Below are 229 nucleotides of genomic sequence, written 5' to 3'. Positions count from 1 at the left end.
GTTTCGATCCACAGGCTCTTACGAGCCTGACCGGAATCCCAAATGGAGATTTTCAATTACATCATGGTTTCGATCCACAGGCTCTTACGAGCCTGACCCATTCCTAGGGCTAATGGCTAGCGAAGGCGGACAGTTTCGATCCACAGGCTCTTACGAGCCTGACCCTGTGGCGATATGACAGTAGACTATGGCGTGATCGTTTCGATCCACAGGCTCTTACGAGCCTGAC

It is taken from the genome of [Clostridium] symbiosum ATCC 14940, from assembly GCF_000466485.1.
Taxonomy (GTDB): domain Bacteria; phylum Bacillota; class Clostridia; order Lachnospirales; family Lachnospiraceae; genus Otoolea; species Otoolea symbiosa.
Note: the sequence above shows the minus strand (reverse complement) of the source record.